Here is a 21982-nt window from a genome sequence, read left to right as displayed (position 1 = left end):
AGCTTCCCGGCCCGGTCCCGGTCGACTAGTGGTGCTGCGGACGGCGGCGTGGACGCAGTGGCCGGCTGTGCGGGTCGGTGCGTCCGTGCTCGCGCCGGCTGAAGACGAACGGGCGCGACGGACGCTCCGCGGCCGGGTGAACAGTCGGCCGGGACAGCTGGATCGGCGCCTGCTCGAGATTGACGCGGATCGGGCGCTGGTGCCAGGGCGAGCGGGTCCGGACCACGACCAGGCGGAACCCGCCGTCGCGGCGCAGCCGGAGACCGATCGCGATGGTCGCGATGGCCGGCACCAGACCGGCCAGCAGCAGGCCGTTGCGGGCGCCCCAGTGTTGGGCGATGAAGCCGACCGTGGGTCCGCCGATCGCGCCGCCCCCGATGAACACCAGGTTGTAGATCCCGGACACGCGCCCGCGCAGGCCGTCCGGAGTGGTCAGTTGGACCATCGACTGCGCCGCCGTGAGGAACATCAGCGTCGCCATGCCCATCGCCGACAGCAGCGGGATGAAGGTCCACAGCGAGGGCTGGATCGAGGCGACCATCTCGGTGATGGCCAGGATCGACGCGATGCCGACCAGGTTCCGCAGTCGGGGAGTCCGGATCCGTCGGGCGGACAGCAACGCTCCGCTCAGCGCTCCCGCGGCCACCACGGAGTTCAGTACGCCGTACCCGGTCGCGCCGGTGTGGAAGACCCGGTCCGCGAAGGCGGTCAGCGTGACCGGCAGGCTGATCGTGAACATGCCGTAGATGCCGACCAGGGCGATCGCCCACCGGACTGCCGGCTCGTGGAAGGCGTACCTGACGCCATCGCGCAGGCCGTCCCGCATCCGCAGACCCGCGCTGGCTCGCCGCGCCGCGACCAGGCCTGGCATCTCGGACTCCCGCATCCGGAGCAGCGCGGAGATCGAACCGAAGAACGTCACCGCGTTGAGCGCGAAGGACCAGCCGGTACCGAGGGTGCCGAGCAGGATGCCGCCGAGTGCCGGCCCGATCAGGCTGCCCAGCTGGAACGTCGACGACACCATGCTGATCGCGTTGCGGACCCGGTCCTTGCCGACCAGTTCGGTGACGAACGACTGCCTGGTCGGATTGTCGACCGCGGTGGCCAGACCGAGGATGAAGGCCATCATGTAGACCTGCCAGACGTGCACCTGGCCGGTGAACGCGAGCACGGCCAGAGTGCCGGCCAGGCTCCCCATCGTGGCCTGGGTGACGAGCAGGATCTTCCGCTTCGGGAAGCGGTCGGCGATCACGCCGCCGTACAGGCCGAACAGGAGGGTGGGCAGGAACTGCAGCGCGGTGGTGATGCCGACCGCGGTGGCGCTGCCGGTCAGCGTGAGGACCAGCCAGTCCTGGGCGATGCGCTGGATCCAGCCGCCGGTCGAGCTGACCAGCAGTCCGCTGACCAGGAGGCGGAAGTTGCGGACCTGCAGAGCGCTGAAGGTGTCCCGGAATCCGGGCCGGCGCTGCGTGGCCGGGATCTCGCCGGAGGCGGGCTTCGAGGTGGTGCGGTGGGTGTGGAAGTCGGGGACGGAAGGGACAGTACCGGTGGCCCGGGTGGTCAAGAGTGTTCCTAAGCGACGTGGACTGGTCAGGGGAGGACATGTCTATCCTCAGGGTTCGGTACTGGATTTCGACAGCGAATTACTCCTATTAGTCTTATAGCGTCACGTAATGGGAGGGATGTCGATGTACGACCCGGACCAGCTCCGCACGTTCCTGGCGGTGGCGCAGTCGCTCAGCTTCACGCAGGCCGCGGAGAGGCTGGGTATCCGGCAGCCGACCGTGAGTCAACATGTCCGCAAACTCGAGGCGGCGGTTGGGCGACCACTGTTCCTGCGCGACACGCGGACAGTCACTCTGACCGCGGACGGCGAGGCGATGGCCGGGTTCGCCCGGACCATCCTGGCCGCGCACGAGGAGGCGGCCGGGTACTTCACCGGCTCGGAGTTGCGTGGCCGGCTGCGGTTCGGGGTCACCGACGACCTGGCGCTGACCCCGCTGCCGAAGATCCTGCGTGACTTCCGCCAGCTCTACCCGCGGATCGACCTCGAGCTGACCGTGGCCCAGAGCCCCAATCTGCTCCGCCGGGTCGAGTCCGGCCACCTCGACCTGGCGTACGTCAAGCACGGCGCCGGCGGTGGCTACGAGCCGAACGGACGCCTGGTACGCCGGGATCCCCTGGTCTGGGCCGGGATCGCGGGGACGCGGATCGCGCCGGACGGCCCGGTGCCACTCGTCGCGTACCAGGCGCCCAGCCTGAGCCGCTCTCTCGGTGTGCAGACGCTCGAACAGGCGGGCCGGACCTGCCGGATCACCTGCATCGTCCGCGGCGTGAACGGCGTCCTCGCGGCCGTCCGGGCCGGGCTGGGGCTCGCGATCTTCGCGCGGTCGCTGATGCCGGCGGACCTGGTCGAGCCGCCGCCGAGCGCCGGGCTGCCGGAGTTGCCGTCGATCGACCTGGTCCTGATCACCAACCCGCGCGCTTCCAAGGAACCGGCCGAGGCACTCACGGCCGCGATCCTCGGAAGCAACGCACCGCTGAAGCCGGACGCCGCCTAGTGCCTCAGGCGCGGTTGAACGTCACGTGCGTGACTCCGCTGGGCGAGGTGGTGGTCTCGATCTTGTAGTCCTTCTCGACGCCCTCCAGTCCGTCCCAGAGGCGTACGCCCCGGCCGAGCAGGACCGGCACCACCACGACGTGCATGTGGTCGATCAGCCGGGCAGCAAGGAAATCGCGGATCACGGTAGGCCCTCCGCCGATGCGCACGTCCTGGTCGCCGGCAGCCTTGCGGGCAGTCTCGAGCGCCTCGGCGGGTGAGGTGTCGAGGAAGTGGAACGTCGTACCGCCCTCCATCTCGATCGACGGTCGGGTGTGATGGGTGAGGACGAAGACCGGCGTGTGGAACGGCGGGTTGGGACCCCAGGCGCCCTTCCACTCGGGGTCCTCGTGCCATCCGGGGTGGCCCCACTTCCCGGCGCCCATGATCTCCGCGCCGATGCCCGGGTCGTGCCGCTGGACGAAGGCGTCGTCGACGCCCGCGCTGCCGCCCGCCTCCCACCACTGGGTGGCGAACATCCATTGGTGCAGCCTGTCCCCGGCGTGACCGAAGTGCGCATCGGGGCCTTGGTCCGCTCCGGTGCCGAAGCCGTCGAGTGAGATGGAGAAGTTGTGGACGCGGGCGAGTGACATGGCGGGTGGGTCCTTTCCGTCTCTCGGTCGAGCTCGGTCGGATCAGCTCGGTCTGTGCATCGATCATCGCGGTCCCACGTCATGACGTCGAATGCCAATATTGCGGCCTTTTCATAGATAAACTTGATCTATGCTCAACGTCACCCACCTCAAGGTGCTGGAGGCGGTCGCCCGTCACGGATCGGTGACCGGGGCCGCGAACGAACTGCACTACTCCCAGCCGTCGGTCAGCCACCACCTGGGCCGACTGGAAGCCGCCACCGGAGCCAAGCTCATCCAGCGAGTGGGCCGCGGGATCCGGCTCACCCCGGAAGGGGAACTTCTGGCCCAACGGGCGACAGAGATCCTGGGGCGACTGGACGCCGCGTCTGTCGAGCTGGAGGCGCGGGTCGGACTTCGGGCTGGGCGGGTACGACTGGCCGGTTTCCAAACGGTCCTCAGCACGCTGGTGCCGAGGGCAGCCACCGAACTGTCCCGAACCCACCCGGGCATCGAGTTGAATCTCGTCGACGCCCACCCGGCCGATGGGCTCGAGATGCTGCGGGCCGGGCATGTCGACGTCGCCTTGATCTTCCGGCACACCGGCACTCCGTTCGAGGAGGAAGGATTCCGGCTCACCCACCTGCTGGACGATCCCCTCTACCTCGTCAGTGACCAACCCGATCAGCGTCTCGAGGACCACCGTGACTCCGCCTGGGTCGGCGGGTGCGAGCACTGCCGAGCCGCCACGACGACGGCCTGCGAAGGCGCCGGCTTCTCACCACGCATCGCCTTCTCCTGCGACGACACCGTCGTCTCCCAGGCGGTGGTAGCCGCCGGCATGGGGGTTGCCATCCTCAACGGACTCGCACTGGAGGCACACCAGGCTCCGGGCATCCACGCCACACCGATCGCCGGCTTCGCCCGCTCGATCTACGCCGCCACGTACGGCGACCCGCCAGACCCGCCCGCCACGACCGCGCTGATCGAGATCCTGTCCTCGCTGCCTTAGGTGAGGGCGTCGCCGCGGATCATCAGCGTGATGACGCTGACCGCGGCGACCGCGATCGTGACCAGGAACGGCGCGTTCCGCCACAACAGGATCACAGCCAGCAGTCCCGCGACCACGACCAGCGCGATCCACCCGACCACCCCGACCGGACCGGCGGGCGCGATCACGAGCAGCCCGGTCGCCAACGCGAGCGGCAGGGGCGCGAGCAGTCGCGCGTAGCGCCCGAGTCGTTGCGGCCAGCCCCTGACTCCGGTCGCCAGATCGTCCGCCATATCAGGTACGACGTTTGCCAAATGGGCACCGACGCCGAGAAGCGCGGTCGCGACAGTTGCCCACCAGGGTGCCCAGGTGCCCGCCGTGCCGAGCGTCACGAACGACGGCAGTGCGCCGAACGCGACGGCGTACGGGAGCCAGGAGATCGCGGTGGACTTGAGACCGAGGTTGTACGCCCAGGCGCAGGCGACGAAGAGCAAATGCATCAGGCCGGCCGCGATGCCGTTGGCCAGCGACACCGGGATCGTGACGACCAGCGCGATGCCCGCGGCCACCTCGAGGGTCCGGCGACTCACCAGTCCGCGCACCACAGGCTTGTCCTGGCGGTTAACAATGGTGTCGCGGGCGGCATCAATCGCGTCATTGCTCCAGCCGATCGAGAGGTGGCCGGTGAGGATCGTTGCGGCGACGAGGAGACAACCGGCCGGATTCCGCCCGGCCGACCAGGCGGTGGCGGTGACGAACGCGGTGACGGCGATGGTCGGACCGGGATGGCAGGCAAGCGCCAGACCTCGCACCGTCCGCAGAACGCTCACGCACGTAACGATGCCACGATGACGCGGATCGCAGCCGTCCGGCCCGCGTTGCCGCCGTACCGCTATCCGCAGGCGGAGCTGACCGACGCCTTCGCCTCGATCTGCCTCCCGGACGGCCGGGGTACGGCGTTGCTGCGGCGGCTGCACGCGAATGCGGGAGTGTCGTTCCGGCATCTCGCGTTGCCGCTGGAGCAGTACGGCGTACTGAAGGACTTCGGCGAGGCGAACGACGCGTGGATCGCGGCGGCCGTGGATCTTGGCGCGGAGGCGGTCGCGGGAGCAGTGAAGGACGCGGGGCTGACGTTGGACGACGTGGACGTGCTGATGTTCACGACCGTGACCGGCGTGGCGGCGCCGTCGATCGACGCGCGGGTCGCGTTGCGGCTGGGGCTGCGGGAGGACGTGAAGCGGCTGCCGCTGTTCGGGCTCGGCTGTGTGGGTGGGGCGGCCGGGATCGCCCGTTTGCATGACTATTTGAAGGCTTGGCCCACGCATGTCGCCGTACTGCTGTCAGTGGAGTTGTGTTCGCTGACGTTGCAGCGGGAGGACGCCTCCCTGCCGAACCTCGTCGGTGGGGCGCTGTTCGGGGACGGCGCGGCGGCCGTGGTGTTGACCGGGTCGGAGCATCCGGCGGCGTCCGGGCCGTCCGTGGTGGCGACGCGGAGCAGGTTGTATCCGGACTCCGAGCGAGTGATGGGCTGGGACGTCGGGGCCAGTGGGTTCCGGATCGTGCTCGGCGCGGACGTGCCTGAGGTCGTCCGGCAGTACCTCGGTGATGATGTGCGCGGCTTCCTCGGGGACCACGGGCTGACGGTGCCGGACGTCGGGACGTGGGTCAGCCACCCGGGCGGGCCGAAGGTGCTGGAGGCGGTGTCCGAGACGCTCGACCTGCGGCCGGGTGCTCTGGACCTGACCTGGAAATCGCTCGATGCGGTCGGCAACTTGTCGTCATCGTCGGTGTTGCACGTGCTCGGTGACACGCTGCGGCTGGATCCTTCTCCACAGGGCCCCGGGTTGTTGCTCGCGATGGGGCCCGGGTTCTGTTCTGAGCTCGTCCTGCTGGAGTGGTGATGTACACCTTCTACGTCGTCTTCGTGTTGCTGGTCGCCGCCGAGCGGCTGGTGGAGCTGGTCGTGTCGGTGCGGAACGCGCGCTGGAGCTTCGCGCAGGGCGGAGTGGAGTACGGGCGCGCGCACTATCCGTACATGGTCGCGCTGCACACGGCGCTGCTCGGCGGGTGCCTGGCCGAGGGGGCGCACCGGCCGTTCATCCCATGGCTGGGGTGGACGATGGTCGTGGTGGTGCTGTTGTCGCAAGGGCTGCGGTGGTGGTGCATCACGGTGCTCGGTCATCAGTGGAACACCCGGGTGATCGTCGTACCAGGGCTGCATTTGGTTGCCCGCGGCCCGTATCGGTGGATCCGGCACCCGAACTACGTGGCGGTGGTTGCCGAGGGCATCGCGCTGCCGCTGGTCCACACGGCCTGGCTGACGGCGGTGGTCTTCACGGTGCTGAACATCCCGCTGCTCGCGATCCGGATCCGCTCCGAAGAGGCCGCCCTGAACTCCAACTTGGTCAAGTGATCGATCTCCTCGTCGCCGGTTGCGGTCCCGCCGGGGCGGCGACGGCGATCCGTGCCGCGCTGGCCGGTCTGTCCGTGGTGGTCGTCGAGCCACGTGCCGTACCGATCGACAAGGCGTGCGGGGAGGGCATCGCCCACAGTGCTGCTTCGTATCTGTCCCGCCTCGGAGTCGAGCTGGACGGCCGGCCGTTCTACGGCATTCGGTATCTCGACGGACAGCACCAGGTCGACGCCCGCTTCCACGCGGGCCCCGGGCTCGGCGTACGCCGTACGACGCTGCACGAGGCTCTCATGAAGCGAGTGGCCGACCTGGGCATTCCCGTGGTCCAGACTCGCGTCGGCACCATCACCCAGAACATCACCTCGGTCACCGCCGCCGGCCACACCGCCCGCTACCTAGCCGCCGCCGACGGCCTCCACTCACCCATCCGCCGCCAACTGGACCTCGGTTCGACCTCTGTGGGAGATGTTCGCCGCGGACTGCGCAGGCACTTTCACGTTTCACCGTGGACTGATCTGGTGGAGGTGTACTGGTCGCGTCTGGGGGAGGCCTACGTGACACCGGTCGCGGCCGACTTGGTCGGCGTCGCCGTCCTCACCTCCGCCCGCGGCACCTTCGACTCTCACCTCAGCGCCTTCCTTGCCCTCCAACGACGGCTGACAGGTGCCTGCCCCGCAAACGACGTCATGGGTGCCGGCCCGCTCCGCCAAAGAGTCCGCGGCCGCGTCGCCGGTCGCGTCCTGCTCGTGGGCGACGCAGCCGGGTACGTCGACGCGCTCACCGGCGAGGGAATCGCGGTCGCCCTGCGCACCTCGGCGGAACTGGTGGACTGTGTTCTCAAGGACCGGCCCGAGGACTACGAAGCGGCCTGGCGCCGGGTCTCCTGGGAGTGCCGCCTGCTCACCGGCTCGTTGCTCTGGGCCCGGAACAGATCGTTGCTCGCTCCCCGCATCGTTCCCGCCGCGGCGCTGCTTCCCGGTGTCTACGCGCACATCGTGAACCGGTTGTCCTAGTGTCCCGAACCTCCGACTCAGGACACTGAGCAAGATGTGTGGCCCGGCGATCGCTCAGACAACCGCCGGGCCCCACGATGGCCCGAGCTTCCTGGTGAAAAGCTCGGACCCGGCCTTTCCAGCCGCCTGGTGAACGGCTGGACCGGCTGCTGAGTACGACTCAACCAGCCGGATGTTGCCCAACCATTGCCAGAATATGAAGCCTTGTTACACAGGGATGTGGCGAACCTCTCAGTGCTTTCGGGAACTCAGTGCTCGGTCCGTACGGCCGCGATCTGCAACTGCAGTGCCAGGCGTTCGCGCGGATCTGAGAGATCCAGCTCCGCGATCTCGCCGATCCGCTTCATCCGGTGCCGCAAGGTGTTCGTGTGCAGGTGCAGCTGCCGCGCCGCGCGCTGCGGCTGACCCGGGTACTCGAGCCAGGCCTGCAACGTCTCCACGAATCCGGTGCTGTGCTCGATGTCGTGCCGCAGCAGTGTCGCGAGCGGTCCGTCCATCTTGGTCGTGTCCAGCGAGGTGACGGCTCGGTGAACAGTCAGCACATGCCACGCCTCTTCCACCCGCAACGCCGGTCCGGGCGCGAGTCCCCGTCGTACCAGGCCGAGCAGCTCGACCGCCTCGGCCCGTGAGCTCGGCAGGTCGGCCGGACCACGGGCTGGGCCGCCTGCTGCGGCGACAGTGCCGGGCGTGGCCTTCGCCTGATCGGTCACCAGCTTGCTCAGCCAGGTCCACGACCCCGGTCCGTCGTTGTCGGTGACGACGGCGAGCACTGTGCCGTCCAGGTCGGCCAACTGCGGCTCGCTCCACCCATACCGACGACCGGTCGACTCCCACAGGTCGAGCTGCTGCGGTACGTCGTACCCGTCGGGCGACCCGAGTGCGACAACCCGCCAGGGCTGCGGTGGCAGCCGTACGTCGACCGGATTGTCGGGGGAGAACTGCCGGAGGATGGTCCGCAGCCTGTCGATGGCACTCCGTCGCGCGACATCAGCCTGAGCGCGCAGTCGCAGCAGATGCAGGGCCAGCACCGAGGCAGCGTTGCTCAGCTCGGTGGTGACCTCCTCACTCACCGGACCGTCCACCACAGCCCAGATCGACCCCAGCCACTCGCCACCGGCCCGCACGGGTACGACGAGACGCGGGCGGATGCCGTTCGGTCCGTCGGGCACCAGGAACGGTTCGCTGGAGCGCGCCAGCCGGCGGAAGATGCCTCGAGCCCGGAAGTGTGCGATCACCTCGGCCGGGACACGGCGGCCGACGATGGTGGAGACCCGGGTGGGGTCGGTGAAGTCCTGCCCGGAGGAGTACGCCAGCACGCGCGACTGGTTGTCCTCGATGGTCACAGGCGCGTCCACGATCGCCGCAGCGGCGTCTGCCAGTGCGAAGAGCTCCTGATGTACTCCGGCGTCCCCAGCGGCGGGGGAGTCGGGCGCAGCGGCTCTGTCGATCACACCGCGGAGCAGCCACACCACGTGCGCCCAGGTCACGCTCGGCTGCAGTGCGACGAGCGTGAGCTGCCACCGCTCGGCAGCCGCGACCACGGCGGGTTGGTGGGCGAGCGTCGTACGCACGACGATGCCAGAGGCGTTACCGGCCGCGCACCGCTCGATCAGCTCGACGGCGTCCTCCGCGTCGCGCAGGCCGAGGCCTAGCACCAGGTCACCGGGCTGACCGGTCGCCGGCTCCTGCGGATCGGCCAGGAAGACATCCCGGACCTCTCCGTCACCCTTGCCGGTGACCACCACCTCGAACAGGGCTGGTCCGACGGCGACGACGAGGTCAGGCGCGGTGATCATGAGGTTATTGTGCTCTGCGCACAGTCATTTGTCCCGTCTGTGGTGTGATCGCACCATGACAGCGGAGGGTTGACGACGCACCATCGATACATGGTCGCTGCTGGTTCTGCTGCTGGTGTCATTCACACCGTTCCCGATCGCGTCGCTGTCGTCGGCGCGGGCATGGTCGGACTCGCCACCGCCTGGTTCCTCCAGGAAGCCGGCGTCGAGGTCACCGTGCTCGATCGCGAGGGCGTCGCCGCGGGTGCCTCCTGGGGCAACGCCGGCTGGCTCACGCCCGGCCTGGCCACCCCGTTGCCGGAGCCGGCCGTCCTCAAGTACGGCGTCCGCGCGGTGCTGAGCCCGTCCTCACCGGTGTACGTACCGCCGACGGCGAGCCCGCGGCTCCTCAATTTCCTCACCCGCTTCGCTCGCAACAGCACCGCCGGACGGTGGAAGACCGCGATGGAGTCGCTGGTCCCGATCAACCGGCAGGCCCTGAACGCCTTCGACCTGCTCGGCAAGGCCGGCGTCGAGGCGGAGACGTACGAGGCCAAGTCGTTCCTGGCCGCGTACCGGACCGAGGCCGAGCGCAGCGTGCTGCTCGAGGAGATCGAGCAGATCCACGCCGCCGGTCAGGGCATCGAGTTCGAGGCGATCACCGGTGACGACGCCCGCGAGATCGAGCCGTCGCTGTCCGACGAGATCGGCGCCGCGATCCGGCTGCACGGGCAGCGCTTCATCAACCCGGGCGAGTACGTCCAGCTACTGGCCGACTCGGTCACGGCGCGAGGCGGCCAGATCATCAGCGGCGTCGTGGTGAAGGACATCGTGGACGAGATCCGCGGCGTACGGCTCATCACCGGCGACGGCGAGACCGACCCGTTCGACGCCGTGGTGATGGCGACCGGCGCGTGGCTGAACGACCTGGCCCGGGACTTCGGCGTACGCACCGTCGTGCAGGCGGGGCGTGGCTACAGCTTCAGCGTGCCGATCGCCCATGTGCCGGCCGGTCCGATGTACTTCCCGGCGCAGCGCATCGCCTGTACGCCGCTGGGCGACCGGCTGCGCGTGGCCGGGATGATGGAGTTCCGCAAGCCGGAGGCGAAGCTCGACCCGCGCCGGATCGACGCCATCGTCGAGGCGGCCCGTCCGCTGCTGCGCGACGCCGACCTGGATGCCCGCACCTTCGAGTGGGTCGGCCCGCGCCCCTGCACGCCGGACGGTCTGCCGCTGATCGGTGCGACCGCGTCACCGCGCGTCTTCGCCGCCGGCGGACACGGCATGTGGGGCATCACGCTCGGTCCGATCACCGGTCAGCTGCTGGCCGAGACCATCACCACCGGCCGCACCCCGGACGAACTGCGTCCCTTCAACCCGCTCCGCTGAGGAGCGACGTCGCGAGAGGGCGATCACCGGTTCTCGGCATCGCCCACCCCGGCTGACCGACGCCTCGGCACCAGGTGACCCTCCCGGACGGCAGACCACCCCGTCCACGAGCTCCACTGCCGGTCACCTCCGCCGCCCCGGTCAGCCCCAAGAGCGGGCCCTGGCTGAGATTCCCCTGCCCAGGGCCCGCTCTTCGTTTTCTGTCGGTCCTGCGTGTCAAAGTGTTCTCCTCGACGACGAGGAGGGCCTCTCATGGTGCTGCGTTGGTACACGGTGGTGGTCGATTGTCACGACGTACGCAAGCAGGCCGCCTGGTGGGCGGAGGCGCTCGCCTGGAAGACGATCTACGACACCGACACCGAGTGCGTGAACATCCCCGGCTGGGTGGACGAGGACGCCATGAGCAACACCCCGTGGGAGCGGATCGGGCCGGGCATGGTGTTCGTCCCCGTGCCAGAGGGCAAGACGGTGAAGAATCGCCTGCACCTCGACCTCGCGCCTCACACGAGCCAGGACCGCGATGCCGAGATCGCCCGCCTGGAAGCCCTTGGCGCCAGTCGCGTCAATGTCGGCCAGCCCGACGAGCCCAGCTGGACGGTCCTCGCCGATCCCGAAGGCAACGAGTTCTGTGTCCTCAGCTCCCGCGACTTCTGAGCCCCGCGGCTAGTGGACTCGGCTGCGTACTCCGGAGCCCAGGAGTGCGCCGAGGCCGATCGCTCCGATGCCGCCGATCAGAAGTCTCGGCCCCACCAGTAGCCCAGCACCGGGGCCACCGCCGCGAGCGCACCGAGAGCAACCGCCGAGCCACGCATGGCTGGATTCTCGCGGCCGAGCGGACCCCTCGACCGGCCGTTGCAGCAACCGGCCGCCAGATGGTTGCCGAACGGCCGCCCACGGAGCACCATCGGCTGAACGCACGACGAGGTGAGAGGCAGCCCGGATGTCCGACGATCGCCCTGCAAGTCCGGACCGCGGTTCGACGAGCGGCTCGTGGCAGTACACCCAGGAGCCTGTCCCACCCGGAGGCGGCAGCGACCTCCACACGTTCGAACTCAACCAACCCACCACCCCGCAGCCCACCAACCCTCAGCGTGCAGCGCCGAACCCCGGCCCCAGGGCTGGTGCAGATCCCCGGAGGCAGTCGTTCACGCAGTCTTCGACCGACTCGACCCTGAGGCGGCTGGCGGTCGTGGCCCGGATCCTCTGGCTCTCGGCAGGTGGTGCGTTGTGTGTCGCCGCGATCGTCGGACTCTTCGTCGGCGTAGGCGAAGCCGAGTTGCTGATCGTGCTCGCGGGTGGGGTCGTGCTCGCGATCATGCCGGCGGTCGTGGATCGGATCCGCTCGATGAAGGCGGGCCACTTCGAGATCCAGCTGATCGAGCAGATCGCCGACAACGCGCGCAAGAGTGCGGAGATGCTGCGACGACTCGGAATGGAGCACGAGCTCGACGCCTACGCGACGATCTACACCGAGATGCGTGGCGCTGAACTGACCGAGGTCCGGGGCGCGATGCTCGACCGGATCGTGCAGCGGGTGTCGAACGCGTCCGCGGTCGAGAAGTTCGACCGGGGCGAGGTGAAGGACATGTTCACGCTGGGCTCGCCGATCGTCCGCGTGCTGGCCCTCGGACTCATGGAGGGCGATCTGTCACTGATCGACAGCGAGGTACTGGTCGAGGCCCTCAAACGACCGCTGACCGGGAACGAGCACTACCACGCGCTGAAGCTGGTGCTGGGCGGTTGGGGCCATTTCTCGGCCGCCGAACGCGCCAAGCTGAAGGACGCGATCGACTCCAACCAGCAGATCCAGTACGGGCCGGGACGGCGCGAGCTGGCAGAAAGAATCCGGAAGCTCTGAGCGAGCTCCCGGATTCTTTGAACTGTTTGAATCAGTGCGTGTGCGGTTCCGTGCCGTGCTCCGCCTCGTGGGCAGCGATCTGGGCCCGGACCTCTTCCATGTCGACCGCACGCAGCTGGCCGATCAGGTCTTCCAGGTTGGCGGCCGGAAGCGCGCCGGGCTGGGAGTACAGGACGACGCCGTCACGCACGGCCATCAGGGTCGGGATCGACCTGATGTCGAACGCTTGAGCCAGCTCGACCTGCGCTTCCGTGTCGACCTTGCCGAACGTGACGTCCGTGTGCTGCTCGGACGACTTCTCGAACACGGGACCGAACATCTTGCACGGGCCACACCACTCTGCCCAGAAATCAACCAGGATCAGGCCGTCGCTACCGACCACCTCGTTGAAGTTGTCCTGGGTCAGCTCGACCGTTGCCACTACGACCTCCGAAATTAGACGACTACGAGTCCTTCAACACCGCCCCGCCTCGCAGTGTTCCCGGGCAGTACGGCATACCAGGTGAGTGACCTCGTACGCCGTACGGATTGCCCGCTATGCGGATGCCGGACTGTGACCTGGGACACGCCGAATCAGATCGGAATGTCCACGAAGGGTGACGCGTAGTCCTTGACCTCGTCCAGGATCGACGCGGCGGCCTCCGGTGTGAGGTCGGCCCGCTCCCGCTCGGCGACGACCATCTGCTGCAGCAGCCGGGTCTCGCCGGCCGTGGCCAGGCCGGTGATCTCCGGGTGGCCGTTCAGCAGCCAGGCGGTCGCAGCCGTGATGTAGCGCTGCTCGTCGAACGGCCGGTACCAGGTGTCGTACGACTTCTCCTCGCCCTCACGCCAGTTGCGCCGGGCAATCATCTTGATCGTCATCAGCGCCGCGTCGGAGGCCTTGATCGCCTCCACCAGCGCCGCATAGTCGGCCGCGTACTGCGGGTCCGTCGAGAGGCGATAGTTGAGAGGTGTGAGAACGCTGTCGAAGTCGAACCGGCGCAGGCCCTCGGTGTGCACCGACGGCGCCTGGGCGGTGTGGCCGGTGATGCCGATGGCCCGGACCATGCCCTCGTCCTTGGCGCGGATCGCCGCCTCCAGCGAGCCACCCTTCCCGGTGACGAGATCGAGGTTCTCCAGATCGCAGACGGCGTGCATCTGGATCAGATCGACATGGTCGGTCTGCAGTCGCTCCAGCGACCGGTTGATCTCGCTCCAGGCCTCCTCGAAGGTGCGGCGGCCGGTCTTGGTGGCGAGGAAGATGCGGTCGCGGATCTCCGGCATCCGCGGGCCGAGCCGCAGCTCGGCGTCACCGTAGTCCGCGGCGACGTCGAAGTGGTTGAGGCCGGCGTCCAGGGCCTCCTGGATCGAGGCGTCGGCTCGATCCTGGTCGACCCCGCCGAGCGAGGCCGCGCCGTAGATGAGCACCGAGCTCTCGTGCCCGAGTCTGCCCAGTCGGCGTGTTTCCATCCTGGTCCTCCAGGGGTAGCAGGGATACATCGGACCCTATGCCCGGAGTATGCCGTTTTGACCCCTCGCCACGGGAGAGTTTTCCACAGGCTGGACCCACTGATCAGTTACTATCTGTGATCACTTGTCCTGTTCTTTACCATGTTGTTCGCACGGATCTTCGAACCTGTCCGCGGCGTGTGGCATGGTGTGCGCTGCCCGATCGACCGGAACGGGCATGAGAGAGGAGCTATGACGACGGTGCCGAAGGTGTCACTCTTTTCCGATGAGTGTGACACTGCCCGCGAGTTGGGTAACAGTATGACTGCGGGGAGCGATGGAGCATCCGGATCCTGGTCTCAGGTCTCCCGGACGACAGTCGCTTGCCGTATTCTCCCGGCTACTGTCCGCGTAACTGCTGTCTGAGGGGCGGGTAGCGATGAGTTGGTGGCGAACGTTGCTGAATCTGCCGCCAAGAGGTGAGCATTGGTCGGACCAGCGGCGTACGAAGAAGCCGGGCAAGGGACGGCCGCAGAACACCGCACCGGAGTGGTGGGACCACCCGGATGGTCCGGTGTCACCCACCCCTCGCCAGGCACAGGGCGTAGCGGCGCAGTACTCGACTCCGCAGCAGGCTCCGCCGCCGGCCGGCGGTGTGATGGCACCACCGCGTCGTCCCTCCTCTCGTCCGTCTGAGCCTTCGCAACCGGGACAGCGCCCACCCGAACGTTTGAAACAGCGATCGTCTCATGGTGCGCATACCCCACCGGTCCCGGGCCGTGAGGTGTACGAGCCCGGCCAGGCGCCATGGTCGACCGAGTCCGAGTCGTCGTTCTCCACGTGGGCCCGCCGGTTCTTCCGCGGCCTGGTGGTCGTCGTACTGCTGCTGGCTGCCATCAGTGGCGTTCGTTCGTGGATCAGTCCGAACCGGGCGCCCGAGACGGTGGTCAGCGGGCAGAGCAACTTCCCGTCCGACGAGGCCCGCGCGGTCGCGACTCGCTACGCCGTGTCATACCTGAACTGGGACGAGGAGGAACCGGATGCGCGGCCGGCCCAGATCGGGCTTGACCTGGCCGCCGGTCTGGACAGTCGCGCCGGCTGGAACGGCCGCGGCAAGCAGACCGCGGACCGTGCCTACCCGGGCGAGGTCACGGTCGACTCCGGTGGCGTTACCGCAGTGGTCGACGTACGAGTGGAAGTTCGTCCGTATGTGAAGAAGGGGAAGGTGTGGACCGCGGGGGCGGCCACGTGGGAGCGGCTGTCCGTTCCGGTTGCCCGGACCGCATCGCGAGTGGTGGCCAGTGGGCCGCCGACGTTCGTGCCGGATGTGCGCGTGCCGCTGCCGGACAACATGCCCGAGGCCAGCGCTCCGGACGACGACCTGACCGCGGCCACGCTGAAGGATGCCGAGGCCTTCTTCGGCGCGTACGCGGAGTCGGACAACAAGGTGTCGGCGGTGACCGCGCCAGGCTCCACCATCCGTAGCCTGAACGGCGCAGTGAAGTTCGGTGAGCTGAAGGATTGGCAGGTCTATACCGGTAACGACGACGAGCGGCGGGCGACCGCTGCCGTCACCTGGGACGGGGCGGGTGACACCACCCTCGACCAGACGTACACGCTCACGTTGAGGCGTACTGTCGCCACGGACGGAGCACAACGATGGCAAGTGGCTGCCGTCGGATGAATCCAGCGACAGGCCATCGGATCACCAAGGCAACAAGGGAGACACCGCAATGACGACTCACGAACTGGCCGCGAGCGTGGTGCAGCTCGCCGCGCCCCTGGCCGATCCCAATGTCCCCACGGGTGCGGACTTCAAGGACTGGGTGCTGGTCATCGCGGGGAACATCTTCATCGCCATCCTCGTGCTGCGGGCTATCGGGCACTACTTCAAGCGCGAGTGGGGCGAGCTGTTCGGGCACATTGCGGCCGGGGTCCTGGTCGGCGGGCTGATCTACGCCAACAACCAGACCATCAATGTGCTGAAGGGCTTTTGGGGATTGCTGTCCGGAGGTAGCTGAATGCGCGTCGGCCGTACCCTGACCCACCACTTCGAGATCGAGACCCGGCAGTACGACCTGCTCGGCATCGACCTGGGAGAAGGCGCCCGGCGACGGATGATCATCTTCGGAGCGGTCATCATCGTTCTCTGGGTCGCACTGCTCATCCCGTTCATCGGGGTGCCGAAGAAGCCCACCGTCAGCCTGTACGTCGTTCCGCCGTTCGTGATCACCGCGTTCGGCTGGCGCCCCGGTAAGTTCCACGAACGCCGCCGCCGCGTGACCGAGTGGGCGCTGGCCGTCCGCTACGCGTTGCGCGCCCACCGCCCGATCATCGGTCTCGGCGCCCGGGCCGCCGACAAGACGGAGTACTTGCCATGGCGTGAGCGCGTCGCGACCCAGAAGGTGGCCAACCTGGCGAAGGCCAGAGTGACGCCGGAGTGGGACCGCGAGGTCGTGGTGGAGCTGGACCCGATGGTCCGCGCGGGTGCGGACATCACTGTGAACCAGCGTGCCCGATTGCTCGGGGCGGACCACGTGCAACGGGTCAGTCGCAGGAACTCGTCAGGGAAGGGCCAACGATGAAGATCGCTGACAAACTCCTGAACCTGGTCGGCGTCGGCCGCGAGCGTGGTCTACCGCCGCCTCGCCTGGTGGCCATCGCCGACGGCCTGCTGGTGACCGAGCGCAGTGCGGAGGCGTGGTTCCTGATCTCGGTGGCGAACACCGACCTGGCCACCGAGGCAGAGCAGGACGCCGCCTTGGACGCTGCGGTCAGCGCCGCTGCGACCATCCTGGGTGACCGGCTCAGCCACCTGAAGGTGGTCTGGGGCCGCTCCACGGGCCAGGACTACATCGACTCCATGGCCGGCCACTACCGGCTCGGCGACCACGAGGCCTGGGCGCAGACGCGCGCCGACCGCATCGACGAGATGCGGATGCCTGAGCGGTACGTCGCTCTGGGCGTCCACCTCAGCGACCGCGACCCGCGGGCGACCGCGCAGGTGCGCGGTTCGATCAGCGACGCCCTCGGTACGACGTCCTGGCGGGTCAGCGCCCGTGAGCTCGCGCACCTGGACGATCGGGTCCGCAAGCTCGCCCGGCAGCTCGGTTCCACCGTCTGGCGGGCGCACACCGCGCCGGCCGAGGTGATCTCCTGGCTGGTCAGCCGCGAGATGCACCGCGGAGCCGTCGCCGCGCCCCGCCGCGGTCTGATCACCGGTGCCGCGCTTGCCCGGCTCACCTCCGGTCGAGTCGTGCCGTACACCGATCACCTGCGCATCTACGACACCCGCGGGCAGATCGCGGCGTACACGACCGTGCTGGCGATGACGGACTTCCCCGAGGAGCTCGAGACGCCGGGTGCGGGGGAGTGGTTGCGCACGCTGTCCGAGATCAAGGCGATCGACGACGACGGTGACGAGATCGACGTCACCGTCGAGGCGTCCGTCCGGTTCCGGGTGCTGACCAAGAAGACCGCGCGGAGCCTGGTCGACGAGACGCGCAAGAGCGCCAAGGAACAGCGCCGGTCCGCCGCGAAGGGCACTGCGGAGGAGACCGCGGACGAGATCGTCGAGACCGAACGCATCATGCGGGAGGTGAAGCGAGACATCAACCGCAGTGGCCTGACCCTGGTCGAGGACCACCCTCGCCTGCTGGTCAGCGCGGACACCCGCGAGGACCTCGAGGCGTACGTCGACGCCGTCATCGCGCACTACGCCGACCGCGGTATCACCGTGGCCCCGGGCGCGGACGAGCAGCGCGACCTGTGGCTGGAATCCTTGCCAGGCGACCAGTTGCGCGTCCCCGACCTCGGACATGTGCGTGAATCGACCGCCTTCTTCGGCTCCTGGTTCTGGGGCGGTGCGTCGATCGGTGACGCCACTGGTCCTGCCATCGGCTATCTGACCGGGTCGACGCCCGGTCTGGTGCGTTTCGACGCGGCCGCGGGTTCTGCTCTCGGTGACGCGACGACGACGCTGTTCCTGGGCCGGTCCGGTCGAGGCAAGACCACCGCCGCCATGATGGGTGGTCTCGACTCCGCCTTCGCCGGTGCCTGGGTGCCACTGCTCGACCTGAAGGGCGACGCGGCCGGCGTGTCCGCAGTCGCCGCGGAGTACGGCGTACCGACTGCTGTCATCGAGATCACGGCACAGTTCTCCGGTGCTGCGGACCTGCTGCGCGTGCTGCCCGTCGACGACGCATTGCTGCAGGCTCCGTCTCAGCTGATGTTGTTGCTGCCGCCGCATCTGCGTGGTGCGGCCGAGGCTCCGGTCGTTGCTGCGACCCGTGCGGAGATCCAGTCGCCCGATCCCTCGTCATGGGGTGTCATCCAGCGCCTGTGCAACTCCGAGTCGGAGACGACGCGGACCGTTGGCTTTGCGTTGCGTGACTTGGTGGAGACCGGCCTTGGTTCAGTCGTCGCCGGTCCGCCGTCCGGTCTGTCGTCCCTGACGACGAACCCTGGTCTCTGGGTCGTTCAGATGCCCGGCCTCACGCTGCCCTCACCGGAGTCGGCGCCGGAGTCCTGGTCCCCGATCGAACGTGTCGGTATGGCGTGTCTGCGCGGTTGCCTGGCGTGGATGGTCCGGACGACCGGCCGTCGCGAGTTCCGCGGCCGGTCCAAGGTCGTCATCGTGCCTGAGGTTCACCTGCTCACGAAGACCCCTGACGGCGCGTCCTTCCTGGACTACATCGCCCGTGTCGGCCGTGCGCTCGGCGCGTCCCTGGTGCTGGACACCCAGGACCCCGCGTCGATCCTGAAGCTTCCGGGTCTGGTCGAGCAGATCACCACGCTGTTCGCCTTCAGCCTGCGTTCCCGCGAGCAGGTCGACTCGCTGCTCGAGCTACTCGGTCGCCCGCAGACACCGCCGTACCAGACGCTCGTCCGCGGCATCAACACCGCCGCCAACGGCAAGAGCATCCGCCACGGCCACTGCATCATGCGCGACCGCTGGGACGAGGTAGCCACCGTCCAGATCGACATCCCCAGCGAACGCGTGGCCGCCCTCCTCCGCACCACCCCCGAGTCCGAACACGACGTCCAGCCGGCCCAGCCCGTCATCGTGGCGTATGAGCCCGAAGACCCCTTCGCCGAAGACGAAGAAGAGACCTTCGAACCAGCCGCCACCGCCACAGCCCAAGCCGACGCCCACACTCACCTCGCCGACGAGCCGGCTGCCCCCACCGAGCCGCGCCCGGCCCAACAGCCGGCCCCGGCCTACTCTCCCAACGGCTCACCGGACCCGGCCTACACACCCGCGGCCCACACCCACAACGGCTCAGCCCACCCTGCAACGCCCCCCGGGCACGCGCCAAACGGCTCAGCCTCAGCCGACCCCACATACACACCAAACGGCTCAGCGGGCCCTGAGTACACACAAAACGGCTCAGCCGACTCCGCGTACGCACCAAACGGCTCGGCCGGTCCTGAGTACACACAGAACGGCTCGGCCGACCCGGCCCCCGCACCAGAGGCACCACCTGCCTCCACGTCGGCATCAACCGAGCCCAACCAATCAGCCCCGGCCTCAACCGGCCACCCCCCGATGGCGCCAGCCGAGCCCCAGCACACCTCAGCCGACCCATCCACCGCCTCCCAGCCAGTAGCCCAGCAAAACGGCCACCCGCCCACCTCCAACGGCCACGACCACCACCACCCCACCCGGTACGAATCCCCCATCGGCCCCGACGAGGTCTACGACCAAGAGGCAGACGAAGCCGCCTACAACGAGGCCATGTACCAACCCGCCCCCAACGGCACCTCCGACAACGACCCCCAGCGATCCCCCTCCGGCAACAAGGAGCACGTCGCATGAAATGGCAGCGCCGAGCCCGCACGGCGCTAACCGTCCTCGCCATCTCCCTGATCGTCACCAGCCAGGTCGCGCTCGCGGCCGACCCCAAGCCGGGCCCCACCAACCCCGCAGGATTCGGTGACCTGCTCCCGACGCCTGACCTGACGCACGGCGACACGAGGACGCTGTTCGAGCAGTACGGTCCGATGACGTACGGACTGGACTTCGAGACCAGCATCCGCGACCCTCTGCAGGCGGTCTTCAACGGCTACGCCTACATGGTGATGATGTACATCATCGCCATCACCCGTGCGGCGATCTCGGTCGGCTGGTGGCTGTTCTCGTTCACCGATGTCAAGCCGCTGACCGACGCCACCGCGACGACGATCGGGGCCTCGAGCAATCAACTCGTCGGTTGGTTGCTTCCTTCGGCGCTCGCCTTCGGTGCCGTCGCGGCTTATACGCAACGCAGGGCGAGCGGCAGCGCGATGGGCCAGCTGGTCTGGGTGCTGGTCGCCGGCGTGCTGAGCGTCAGTTTCGCGGTGGCGCCGGCGATGTGGCTGCGCGGAATCGACGGAGCCCGCCAACTGGGCGCGGCAACCATCATGACGAGCTCTGCCGACGCGATGGGGCCGACGATGCAGAGCCCGATACCTTGGCCCGAGCCCGGCTTCACCGGGCCTCCGAAAGACACCCTGCTGAGAAAGTCCGCAGACGCCACGTGGCGCGGTTTTGCCGTGACACCGTGGTGCATTGCGGAATTCGGGTCGGTGGAGGCCTGCGGCCGGTACGGGAAAGGCATGCTCGACGCGGGCACGGATGGGGACGCGCGCTCGAAGTACATCGATTCCGTCATCAAGCCGGCCGAAGGCGGCGATGACGCCGCGACGGTGAAATGGGTCAAGGGCGAGAACCCGTTCGGGCGAATTTCGGTGGTCATGCTCGCCGCGATTGCGGCGACGTTGTTCGCATTCCTGACCATCTCGTTGGCATTCACGGCGTTGATGGCGTTCATCGGGTGTTTGCTGTTGCTGGTCGTCGGGGTCTTCTTCGCGTGCCTGTGGATCATTCCCGGCAAGCCCAGACAGTGGGGCTTGAACTGGTTCGAGGCCCTGATAGGTCTGGTGATCCAGTCGTTCCTCGCGATGCTGGTGTTCGGGACGACCTTGACCTTGGTCACCGTGATCTTCAGCCTGACCGGCGTGCTCGGGTGGCTGCCGGTCACCGGACTGGCCATTGCGGTCTTGATCGCCGCGTTCAGGTTGCGCCGACTGCTCGACAACCTCACGTCGCTGATGCGGCCGGGATCCGGGAGCATCCTCCTCGGCGGTCTCGCCCGTAAGGGTGCCCTCGGGGCGTTCAGGCGACTAGCAGGTGCGGTGGGCGGCCGTGGGGCAGCCCCGGCCATGACAGAGCGGCGAGAACGCAGCGGAGGCACCGGGGCAACCGGCCCGCAGAGAGTTTCCTCGGTGCGGGTCTACCGGCAGGCGCCCGCCTTGAATGCTCTGCCGCGTGGAGGCGCGAGCGGCTCGCCGTACGAGTTGACTCAAGGTTCTGACCGGCGGCGGACCGACGCAGCAGCAGGTCCGGCCGGACCTGCTGGTGGACAGGGCGCGGCCGGTACCGGCGGACGGCTTGCTGCCGCGGCACATCCGACACGAAGCACCTCTGCACTCAATCTCGCCCGCTCCCGCGATCAGGGCAAGGATGTCGACAAGCGCCGGACCATCACGGTGACCGCCGCGGGAGTCGCGGCCACGGGCAGTTCATCGACCAGCCGCGCATCGAGGCGCGCGGCGTCGGACGCACCGAAGGGGCGGCATTCTCGGCAGACAGCGATGCCTGCGAACGAGCTCAGGCATCAGCAGCCGCGTGTCCACACGCATTCTGCGAGTCTGCGGGAGGGACCACCCAAGGGGCAGCGATCGCGGCGCAAGCCACCGACCTCTCAACAGCGGAGATTCCGGGAGTACTCCACTGTCACGAAGGACGGCGTGACAATGCACGTGCCGCGCAGGTGATGCTTGATGGCTCGGAGATCACGATCGCCTCACGCCCGCCGCGAAGGTAGCGGCCGGCCACGTCACAATGCCCCGGACCCGAGTCCGCCGGATGACATTGACGGCGGGCACCCGTCAGATCGGCGG

The 21982-nt window shown here is 68.3% G+C and carries 20 protein-coding genes; 13 read left to right on the top strand and 7 right to left on the bottom strand.

Features of this window, described 5'->3' with window-relative positions:
• Positions 1–25: 25 nt before the first annotated feature.
• Positions 26–1564, bottom strand: coding sequence for an MFS transporter (locus tag ACIBG5_RS41020; protein ID WP_396397474.1), 1539 nt, complete (start codon positions 1562–1564; stop codon positions 26–28).
• A 109-nt stretch (positions 1565–1673) separates the two neighbouring features.
• On the opposite strand from ACIBG5_RS41020, the gene ACIBG5_RS41015 reads away from it, so the two are divergent.
• Positions 1674–2561 (top strand): LysR substrate-binding domain-containing protein, encoded by an 888-nt coding sequence (locus tag ACIBG5_RS41015; protein WP_393383082.1) that lies wholly within the window; start codon positions 1674–1676, stop codon positions 2559–2561.
• Between the two features lie 4 nt (positions 2562–2565).
• Here the strand turns inward: ACIBG5_RS41015 and ACIBG5_RS41010 are convergent, their stop codons facing one another.
• Positions 2566–3192: a dihydrofolate reductase family protein gene (locus ACIBG5_RS41010; RefSeq protein WP_396397473.1), complete on the bottom strand. Its 627-nt coding sequence runs from the start codon at positions 3190–3192 to the stop codon at positions 2566–2568.
• 130 nt (positions 3193–3322) lie between these two features.
• Between ACIBG5_RS41010 and ACIBG5_RS41005 the strand changes: the two genes are divergently transcribed.
• Positions 3323–4183 carry a LysR family transcriptional regulator gene (locus tag ACIBG5_RS41005; RefSeq protein ID WP_396397471.1) on the top strand — a complete coding sequence of 287 codons (861 nt, stop codon included), beginning with the start codon at positions 3323–3325 and terminating at the stop codon, positions 4181–4183.
• Here ACIBG5_RS41005 and ACIBG5_RS41000 read toward each other — a convergent pair.
• Positions 4180–4992: a UbiA family prenyltransferase gene (locus tag ACIBG5_RS41000; RefSeq protein ID WP_396397469.1), complete on the bottom strand. Its 813-nt coding sequence runs from the start codon at positions 4990–4992 to the stop codon at positions 4180–4182. The two genes, ACIBG5_RS41005 and ACIBG5_RS41000, sit on opposite strands and share 4 nt — an antisense overlap.
• A gap of 18 nt (positions 4993–5010) precedes the next feature.
• Here ACIBG5_RS41000 and ACIBG5_RS40995 point away from each other — a divergent pair, with 18 nt between their 5' ends.
• From ACIBG5_RS40995 to ACIBG5_RS40985, 3 genes are read left to right on the top strand one after another with little or no spacing between them, the layout of a single operon-like run.
• Entirely contained in the window at positions 5011–6063 is a 1053-nt protein-coding gene (locus tag ACIBG5_RS40995) for a type III polyketide synthase (RefSeq protein WP_396397468.1), read from the top strand.
• Positions 6063–6575, top strand: coding sequence for an isoprenylcysteine carboxyl methyltransferase family protein (locus tag ACIBG5_RS40990; RefSeq protein WP_396397467.1), 513 nt, complete (start codon positions 6063–6065; stop codon positions 6573–6575). Before ACIBG5_RS40995 ends, ACIBG5_RS40990 begins: the two co-directional genes overlap by 1 nt.
• A complete protein-coding gene (locus ACIBG5_RS40985; protein WP_396397466.1) occupies positions 6572–7588 on the top strand; it encodes an NAD(P)/FAD-dependent oxidoreductase in 1017 nt (338 codons plus the stop codon). Before ACIBG5_RS40990 ends, ACIBG5_RS40985 begins: the two co-directional genes overlap by 4 nt.
• Positions 7589–7836: 248 nt before the next feature.
• On the opposite strand, the gene ACIBG5_RS40980 is transcribed toward ACIBG5_RS40985, so the two are convergent.
• Positions 7837–9384, bottom strand: coding sequence for a helix-turn-helix domain-containing protein (locus ACIBG5_RS40980; RefSeq protein WP_396397464.1), 1548 nt, complete (start codon positions 9382–9384; stop codon positions 7837–7839).
• A 90-nt stretch (positions 9385–9474) separates the two neighbouring features.
• On the opposite strand from ACIBG5_RS40980, the gene ACIBG5_RS40975 reads away from it, so the two are divergent.
• Together ACIBG5_RS40975 and ACIBG5_RS40970 are read left to right on the top strand one after the other, a co-directional pair.
• Positions 9475–10752, top strand: coding sequence for an NAD(P)/FAD-dependent oxidoreductase (locus ACIBG5_RS40975; protein WP_396397463.1), 1278 nt, complete (start codon positions 9475–9477; stop codon positions 10750–10752).
• A 252-nt stretch (positions 10753–11004) separates the two neighbouring features.
• Positions 11005–11406, top strand: a complete 402-nt coding sequence (locus tag ACIBG5_RS40970) for a VOC family protein (protein ID WP_396397461.1) — start codon at positions 11005–11007, stop codon at positions 11404–11406.
• Positions 11407–11483: 77 nt separating this feature from the next.
• Here ACIBG5_RS40970 and ACIBG5_RS40965 read toward each other — a convergent pair whose 3' ends face one another.
• A complete protein-coding gene (locus tag ACIBG5_RS40965; RefSeq protein WP_396397459.1) occupies positions 11484–11657 on the bottom strand; it encodes a hypothetical protein in 174 nt (57 codons plus the stop codon).
• Positions 11658–11941: 284 nt separating this feature from the next.
• Between ACIBG5_RS40965 and ACIBG5_RS40960 the strand changes: the two genes are divergently transcribed.
• Positions 11942–12610 (top strand): hypothetical protein, encoded by a 669-nt coding sequence (locus ACIBG5_RS40960; protein WP_396397457.1) that lies wholly within the window; start codon positions 11942–11944, stop codon positions 12608–12610.
• A 31-nt stretch (positions 12611–12641) separates the two neighbouring features.
• Here ACIBG5_RS40960 and trxA read toward each other — a convergent pair whose 3' ends face one another.
• Both trxA and ACIBG5_RS40950 read right to left on the bottom strand, forming a co-directional pair.
• The gene (gene trxA / locus ACIBG5_RS40955; RefSeq protein ID WP_396397456.1) at positions 12642–13031 is read right to left on the bottom strand and encodes a thioredoxin; all 390 of its coding nucleotides are present in this window, start codon (positions 13029–13031) and stop codon (positions 12642–12644) included.
• 152 nt (positions 13032–13183) lie between these two features.
• Positions 13184–14059, bottom strand: coding sequence for an aldo/keto reductase (locus tag ACIBG5_RS40950; RefSeq protein ID WP_360453113.1), 876 nt, complete (start codon positions 14057–14059; stop codon positions 13184–13186).
• A 763-nt stretch (positions 14060–14822) separates the two neighbouring features.
• Between ACIBG5_RS40950 and ACIBG5_RS40945 the strand changes: the two genes are divergently transcribed.
• The 5 genes from ACIBG5_RS40945 (at position 14823) to ACIBG5_RS40925 (ending at position 21856) form a co-directional block, all read left to right on the top strand.
• Positions 14823–15722, top strand: a complete 900-nt coding sequence (locus ACIBG5_RS40945) for a conjugal transfer protein (RefSeq protein WP_396397454.1) — start codon at positions 14823–14825, stop codon at positions 15720–15722.
• 49 nt (positions 15723–15771) lie between these two features.
• Positions 15772–16059, top strand: a complete 288-nt coding sequence (locus ACIBG5_RS40940; RefSeq protein ID WP_131350394.1) for a hypothetical protein — start codon at positions 15772–15774, stop codon at positions 16057–16059.
• Positions 16060–16623, top strand: a complete 564-nt coding sequence (locus tag ACIBG5_RS40935; RefSeq protein WP_396397453.1) for a hypothetical protein — start codon at positions 16060–16062, stop codon at positions 16621–16623.
• Positions 16620–19856, top strand: coding sequence for an ATP-binding protein (locus ACIBG5_RS40930; protein ID WP_396397451.1), 3237 nt, complete (start codon positions 16620–16622; stop codon positions 19854–19856). Before ACIBG5_RS40935 ends, ACIBG5_RS40930 begins: the two co-directional genes overlap by 4 nt.
• Before the next feature lie 263 nt (positions 19857–20119).
• The gene (locus ACIBG5_RS40925) at positions 20120–21856 is read left to right on the top strand and encodes a hypothetical protein (protein WP_396397449.1); all 1737 of its coding nucleotides are present in this window, start codon (positions 20120–20122) and stop codon (positions 21854–21856) included.
• Positions 21857–21982 lie beyond the last annotated feature (126 nt).

The organism is Kribbella sp. NPDC050241 (genome assembly GCF_044459685.1).
Taxonomy (GTDB): domain Bacteria; phylum Actinomycetota; class Actinomycetes; order Propionibacteriales; family Kribbellaceae; genus Kribbella.
Note: the sequence above shows the minus strand (reverse complement) of the source record. Positions and strands in the feature narration are given on the sequence as shown.

Bases quoted from the DNA above. Each gene is read 5' to 3' on its own strand.
- ACIBG5_RS40940 (WP_131350394.1), top strand. From the start codon at position 15,772: ATGACGACTCACGAACTGGCCGCGAGCGTGGTGCAGCTCGCCGCGCCC.
- ACIBG5_RS41005 (WP_396397471.1), top strand. From the start codon at position 3,323: ATGCTCAACGTCACCCACCTCAAGGTGCTGGAGGCGGTCGCCCGTCAC.
- ACIBG5_RS40980 (WP_396397464.1), bottom strand. From the start codon at position 9,384: ATGATCACCGCGCCTGACCTCGTCGTCGCCGTCGGACCAGCCCTGTTC.
- ACIBG5_RS40965 (WP_396397459.1), bottom strand. From the start codon at position 11,657: ATGGTGCTCCGTGGGCGGCCGTTCGGCAACCATCTGGCGGCCGGTTGC.
- ACIBG5_RS40990 (WP_396397467.1), top strand. From the start codon at position 6,063: ATGTACACCTTCTACGTCGTCTTCGTGTTGCTGGTCGCCGCCGAGCGG.
- ACIBG5_RS40970 (WP_396397461.1), top strand. From the start codon at position 11,005: ATGGTGCTGCGTTGGTACACGGTGGTGGTCGATTGTCACGACGTACGC.
- ACIBG5_RS40930 (WP_396397451.1), top strand. From the start codon at position 16,620: ATGAAGATCGCTGACAAACTCCTGAACCTGGTCGGCGTCGGCCGCGAG.
- ACIBG5_RS40950 (WP_360453113.1), bottom strand. From the start codon at position 14,059: ATGGAAACACGCCGACTGGGCAGACTCGGGCACGAGAGCTCGGTGCTC.
- ACIBG5_RS40995 (WP_396397468.1), top strand. From the start codon at position 5,011: ATGACGCGGATCGCAGCCGTCCGGCCCGCGTTGCCGCCGTACCGCTAT.
- ACIBG5_RS41010 (WP_396397473.1), bottom strand. From the start codon at position 3,192: ATGTCACTCGCCCGCGTCCACAACTTCTCCATCTCACTCGACGGCTTC.
- ACIBG5_RS40935 (WP_396397453.1), top strand. From the start codon at position 16,060: ATGCGCGTCGGCCGTACCCTGACCCACCACTTCGAGATCGAGACCCGG.
- ACIBG5_RS41015 (WP_393383082.1), top strand. From the start codon at position 1,674: ATGGGAGGGATGTCGATGTACGACCCGGACCAGCTCCGCACGTTCCTG.
- ACIBG5_RS40925 (WP_396397449.1), top strand. From the start codon at position 20,120: ATGATGTACATCATCGCCATCACCCGTGCGGCGATCTCGGTCGGCTGG.
- ACIBG5_RS40975 (WP_396397463.1), top strand. From the start codon at position 9,475: ATGGTCGCTGCTGGTTCTGCTGCTGGTGTCATTCACACCGTTCCCGAT.